General features: G+C 65.0%; 5 protein-coding genes. 2 read left to right on the forward strand and 3 right to left on the reverse strand.

What is annotated here, in order from left to right; translation table 11 throughout:
* The first annotated feature begins 23 nt into the window (after window positions 1-23).
* On the forward strand, window positions 24-1,067 hold the full coding sequence (locus tag ACPYOG_RS18255; RefSeq protein ID WP_481295569.1) for an NADP-dependent oxidoreductase: 1,044 nt from the start codon (window positions 24-26) through the stop codon (window positions 1,065-1,067).
* A gap of 47 nt (window positions 1,068-1,114) precedes the next feature.
* The gene (locus ACPYOG_RS18260) at window positions 1,115-1,906 is read left to right on the forward strand and encodes an enoyl-CoA hydratase/isomerase family protein (RefSeq protein WP_481295570.1); all 792 of its coding nucleotides are present in this window, start codon (window positions 1,115-1,117) and stop codon (window positions 1,904-1,906) included.
* A 41-nt stretch (window positions 1,907-1,947) separates the two neighbouring features.
* Here the strand turns inward: ACPYOG_RS18260 and ACPYOG_RS18265 are convergent, their stop codons facing one another.
* Genes ACPYOG_RS18265 through ACPYOG_RS18275 form a run of 3 tightly spaced genes read right to left on the reverse strand, consistent with a single transcriptional unit; the run spans window position 1,948 to window position 5,801 of the window.
* A complete protein-coding gene (locus tag ACPYOG_RS18265) occupies window positions 1,948-4,098 on the reverse strand; it encodes an alpha-galactosidase (protein ID WP_481295571.1) in 2,151 nt (716 codons plus the stop codon).
* A 30-nt stretch (window positions 4,099-4,128) separates the two neighbouring features.
* Window positions 4,129-4,977, reverse strand: a complete 849-nt coding sequence (locus ACPYOG_RS18270; protein ID WP_481295572.1) for a carbohydrate ABC transporter permease — start codon at window positions 4,975-4,977, stop codon at window positions 4,129-4,131.
* Window positions 4,974-5,801 carry a carbohydrate ABC transporter permease gene (locus ACPYOG_RS18275; RefSeq protein ID WP_481295573.1) on the reverse strand — a complete coding sequence of 276 codons (828 nt, stop codon included), beginning with the start codon at window positions 5,799-5,801 and terminating at the stop codon, window positions 4,974-4,976. The genes ACPYOG_RS18270 and ACPYOG_RS18275 overlap by 4 nt, the downstream gene beginning before the upstream one ends.
* Window positions 5,802-6,176: the final 375 nt, after the last annotated feature.

A 6,176-nucleotide genomic window follows, 5' to 3' on the forward strand; every position in this document is an offset into this window, starting at 1 on the left:
AGTTTCCACTTATGGAGGAGCCCATGTCTATCGTGACCAACCCCGACACGCAGTCGAATACCGTCCTGCCCACATCCACTCGCGCGTGGCGCCTGGCGAGCCGACCGGTCGGCGAGCCCACCGCGGAGGACATCGTGATCGACGCGATCCCGCTCGAGCCGATCGCCGAGGGAGAGATCCTCGTCGCGAACGAGTTCCTCTCAGTCGACCCGTACATGCGGGGCCGGATGAGCGACAAGAAGTCCTACATCGCCCCCTACACGTTGGGCGAGCCACTTGACGGGCCCGCCGTCGGCCGAGTGATCGCCTCCCGGGCGGACGGCTTCGCGGTCGGCGACCACGTCTTCCACGGCCTCGGTTGGCGCGAACACGCAGTCCTCGACGCGGCGACCGTCTACAAGGTGGACCCGAACCTTGCGCCACTGTCGGCCTACCTCGGGGTCCTCGGGGTGCCGGGCGTCACCGCCTACATCGGGATCGAGCGTTTCGCCGAGCTGAAGGGCGGCGAGACCGTCTACGTCTCCGGCGCTGCGGGTGCCGTGGGCTCCGTCGTCGGACAGATCGCGAAGCTGAAGGGCGCCGGCCGGGTGATCGGCAGCGCCGGCTCCGACGCGAAGGTCGCGCAGCTGGTGAATGACTTCGGCTTCGACGCCGCGTTCAACTACAAGACCGCCCCCATCGCCGACAGCCTCGCAGAGCTCGTCCCCGACGGTATCGACGTGTTCTTCGACAACGTCGGCGGCGAATCGCTGGAGGCAGCGATCGGCGCTCTGAACATCCACGCCCGCATCGTGCTGTCCGGCATGGTCTCCCAGTACAACGGGCAGCCGGTCGTCGGTCCCCGCAACATCTGGAACCTAGCGGTCACTCGCTCCAAGCTCGTGACCTTCATGGTCACCGAGGAGATGGATCTGCAGCCGCAGTTCTTCCAGGAGGCCGCCGGATGGCTGGCGACCGGCGCTCTGCGCCATCAGGAGACCATCGTCGACGGATTCGAGAACACCCTCGACGCGTACTCGGCCATGATGCGCGGCGAGAACACCGGGAAGATGCTCGTCCGGCTCTGATCCCGTAGAGCACCCACCCTCACCATCCGAATCGAAGGAGAACCACCATGTCCCAGCCCAGCACGCTCGTCCTCGAGCGCACCAGCCCGCGCACCGCCCGCATCCGCTTCTCGAACCCGCCCGTGAACCTCGTCATCCCAGAGACCGTGGTCTCGCTGCACCGCATCATCGGTGAACTCGACGCCGACCCGGACATCCAGGTCGTCACATTCGAAAGCGATCTCGACGACTTCTTCTTCAATCACTTCGACGGTGCGGCCTCGGCCGACCTTCCGCAGCCGGCGAACGAGGGTGACCTGCCTGTGTGGTCGGAGGCCGTCATCCGACTCAGCAAGGCCTCGTTCGTCAGCATCGCGGTCATCCGAGGCCGCGCCCGCGGCGCAGGCAACGAGCTCGCCCTGGCGGCCGACCTGCGCTACGCCAGCCGGGAGAAGGCATTCTTCGGCCAGCCCGAGGTCGGCATCGGCATCGTCCCCGGCGGCGGCGGCTCCGAACGTCTCACCCGCTCCATCGGCCGCGACCGCGCTCTGGAGGTCATTCTCGGCAGCGCCGACTATGACGCCGCCACCGCCGAGCGGTGGGGCTGGATCACCCGAGCCCTCCCCGATGCCGAACTCGACGCGTTCGTCGACGCAACCGTCGCCCGGCTGGCTTCCTTCGACCCGGCCGCCCTCGCTCTCGCCAAGAACCAGGTCAACCGGGCGAGCTTGCCGCCGGACGGCGACATCGTCGCCGCCTACGAGGAGTTCGCCGGGACGCTCACCAACCCCGGCTTCTACTCCCGCGCCATGGCCCTCGCCGCGCTAGGCGAACAGCACGGTCTCGCCGTCGAATACTAACTCGGACGCTACATCGGAGACGCGAACGCATCCGCCTGATCTCAGGGCCGTCGCTGGTCTGCGACGGCCCTGAGGATGAGGGATTGCTGCGGATGGAGCACGAGCGGCCTCAGCCCGAGGTGACCCAGCTCTTCTCCGGTGGCCGTCAGGGTCTGGTTCACCCAGCTCCGGCCGGAGAGCACGGTGCCGCGCGCGTCCGCAGCGAACGGAGTCTCGATCCTGTATGCGGTCGCAGCGTCGAGGCCGGGAAGTCTGATGCGCGCGGTGGGATACGTGCTGCTCATCGCGATCTGCGAGATGACGAAGACGGCCTCTCGGCCGTCGGTGTCGACCACTCCGCGGACATCGATCGATGGATCCGCGTTGTCGGCGTTGATCAGTCTGCCGTTGCGGACGAGTGGGCGGATTTCTTTGGCGAAAGTAATCCACTCGGCGATCCTCTGACGAGTGGCGGCGTCCGTTGCCGAGAGGTCCCATTCGATTCCGAGGTGGCCGATGAGTGCCGTCGACGCGCTGAAGGACAGATCGACGGTCCGCCCGGTGGTGTGCACCGTGGGGCTCGTGATGTGGGTCCCGAGCATTTCGGGCGGTACGAGAAGGCCGGTGTAGCGCTGGTTGATGAGCCGCTCGAGGGGGTCCAGGTTGTCGCTGACCCACACGCGATCTGTTCGGTCGAGCACACCCAAGTCGATGCGGGCCCCTCCCGAAGCGCAGGACTCGATTTCGAGTTCCGGGTGATCGATGCGCAGGCGATCCAGGAGCCGGTAGAACGCGAGTGTGTGGGCGTGAAGCCGGGGAGACCCTCCGGCGCCCGAGCCGGGGTCGACGAGGTCGCGATTGTGGTCCCATTTGAGGTAGGCGATCGGGTATTCGGTGAGCAGTCCGTGCAACCTGGCGTAGATGTACGCAGAGGCGTCCGGGTTGGCGAGGTTGATCAGCTGCTGATTTCTTCCGGACGCAGGAAGCGTCGTCCGCGCCCGGAGGATCCAGTCGGGGTGGGCACGAGCGAGCTCGCTGTCGAGGTTCACCATCTCCGGCTCGACCCAGAGGCCGAATTCCATGCCGCGCGCGCGGACATGGTCGATGAGCGGGTGTAACCCGTGCGGCCAGATCGTTGCGTCGACGTCCCAGTCGCCGAGCCCCGAAGTGTCGTCCCGTCGGCCACGAAACCAGCCGTCATCGAGGACGAACCGTTCGACCCCGACATCGCTTGCGGCGTCGGCCAGGGTGGCGAGCCGTCCGAGGTCCTGGTCGAAATACACCGCCTCCCAGGTGTTCAGGGTGATGGGTCGCGGCCGGCGCGGATGGTGTGGGCGGGCCCGCCACAGAGTATGGAAGCGATGTGCGAGCTCGTCGAGCCCGTTCCCCCACGACGCGTAGATGGTCGGGGATGCGAGCGTCTCTCCTGGAGTCAACGTGACTTCGCCAGGCAGGTACAGCTCACCTCCGGTCAGGAAGGCCTCCCCTGTGGTGACGCGTTCGGCGGACGTGCGATGGTTGCCACTCCATCCGACGTGCACCCCGTGGACTTGGCCGCTCTCGAAGCCGAATCCGGGCGGTCCACAGGCCAGGATGAGGGTGGCGTCGGCGCCCGGGCGTCCGCGCCGGCTTTCGCGTTGGTGGGTGCCGAACGTGAACGCGTGCCGTTGCGGGGTGCGTTCGAGCAGGTGCCGACCTGTCGTGTCCAGCAGTTCCGTTGATTCCCACGGGACAGGGAACGTCGCCTGCAGTGTCTGGACCTGGTAGTCGGTGTCACCCACGTTGGTGATCGCGATCCGCTGCGTGAAAACTCCTCCGGCGCCGATCTCCAGATCCACATGCACGAGAACCTCCGTCTCGGCGTCCTCGAGAGTCAGTCTGGCGGCGCTATCGTTCTGGTTCACATCGACGAGAGTCAGCAGGAGGCTGAAGGATCTCCCGTTCGCCCGGTGCCCCTCGATACCGGGCGTCCCCGGCCACCCCGACGAGGCGGTCGGGACGAGTGCGAGACGAGGCGGGATGTCCAACCCTCCCGTGACGTGCTGGGGCTGCAGCATCGTCAGGATGCTGCGCAGCGCGGGCTCGTCCGTCGCGTGCAGCTCTTTTCCCCAGTGCACGATCGCCGGCCCGTAGTCGGTGCGTAGGTCCACGACGACGCTGGTTCCCTCGCGACGCAGGTGCAGCATGTCAGGCAGTGCGATCGGCTGCTTCACTGGGGCTCCCGAGAAATGTGGACAGGGTGGTCAGCCTTTGACGGCTGACCCGGCGACGGACTGGACGAAGTAGCGCTGGAAGATGAGAAATACGATCAGCACCGGCAGCACGAGCAGCGTGCCGAAGGCGAACACCTGTCCCCAATCAGGCGGAACCTGGGCGGAGAACACGCTCATCTCCAGCGGCAACGGCCTCGCCGACGGGTCGGAGGTCACCAGCGAGGGCCACAGATACTGACCCCAGGAGCTGAGGAAGGTGAGGATCGCGACTGTGGCGAAGACCGGCTTGGCATTGGGCACCACGATTCGTACGTAAGTGCCCCATGATCCAAGTCCGTCGATCCGGGCGGCCTCCTCGATACTCTTCGGCAGGTTGAGAAAGAACGTGTAGAAGAGGAACACCGAGAACGCGTTGGCGATGAACGGGATCATTTGGACGAGCAACGTGTCCCGCTGCCCCTGCATGAGAGACATCAGTGGAATGGCGACCGATTCGAATGGAACGATCACCAACAAGACGATCAGGAGGAACACCTTGTCGCGGCCGACCCATTCCAGCCGCGCGAAGGCGTATCCGGCCATCGAGTTGACGACTAATCCGGCGATCACGACGACGGCCGAGATCGCGAACGAGTTGAAGAGGAATCGCCAGAAGTAGCCGGTTGCGTCCGAACTCAGCGAGTGGAAGACACCGACGTAGTTGTCGAACGAGAGGTTGGTCGGCAGGAATCCGGCGAAGCCGTCCAGGACGTGCGCGGATGGCTTCAGGCTGCCGACGAGAAGGTAGTAGATGGGCGCGAACATGATCAGCGCTGCGACGACCATCAGGATGTAGTCGCGGATGGTCGACACTGTCCGCCGCAATGTGGTGGTGCTCATCCTTCGCTCCTTTGACGTAGGACCCGACGTTGGATCAGTGTGATGATGACGATGATGAGGAACAGGACGACCGAGATCGACGACGCCCTACCGAGGTTGTTCTCGCTGTAGATGGCTTGGGTGGCGTTGTAGAGCAACGTCTGAGTGGCTCCTTCATTGGCTCCGGCCGTTCGAATCAGGATGAACACTTGGTCGTAGACCCTGAACGCCAGGATCGTGGTCAGCAGTACGACGAAGATCAGCGTGTTCCGGATCCCGGGGACGGTGACGTTGACGAACTGCTGCCAGCCGTTCGCGCGATCCAGTCGTGCCGCCTCGTAGCGTTCTTCGGGAATCTCCTGCAAGGCGGCAAGAAGGATCACCATCTGGAAGCCGACTCCCTGCCAGATGGACAGCAGGATGACCGATCCGAGAGCCGTGGCTGCCGACCCGAGCCAATCGTGCGCCGGCACTGAACCACCTGTGACGAATCCGACAGCCGAGTTCAAGAGGCCGCTTGGGCTGCGGTCCAGAATCAGCCGCCAGATCACAGCGACGAGGGCCATCGGAAAGACCACTGGCATGAAGAAGAAGGTGCGGAAGAACCGGACTCCCTTCAATTTGCGGTTCAACAGCACGGCCAGCAGGAGCGCCAGGCCGGTTTGTACGGGAATGACGACGATCGCGAAGACGAAGTTGTTGACCAGCGACCTCAGGAAGGATGCCGAGACCACCGGGTCGGTGAAGAGACGTGCATAGTTGGTCAGGCCCCAGAACTTCGGGGCCCTGGCCTGGTCGACCTGCACGTTGTACAGGGAGAGGACAATGGCGGCGATGAACGGCACAGCGACGAAGGCGACGAGGCCGAGGATCGCGGGGAGAGACATCAGGACGCCGTCGCGAGTGTCTCGCCACCGGCGGCGGCGAGGGGCGCGGGCGATGCTCAATGTGCGCATCGGCGTTGATACGGGAGAAGCCACGGTTCCGTTCCTGTTCTTTGTCGGCGGCAGTGCCGATGGTGGTAGGCGTGGGCGCCGTGCTTTGGGCACCCACGCCTCCGGATCACTTGAATCCGTTGTTGTCCGCGAAGTTCTGATCGATCGCGTTGGCCGCGCTGGTCAGAGACTTCTTCGGGTCGGCGCCACCCCAGACAGCGGAAAGGGAGCCGGCGAATTTCGAGGTGATGGTGGGGTAGCCGGCGGTGACAGGGCGGTAGACCG

This window comes from Leifsonia sp. HAY1-4F (genome assembly GCF_056755275.1).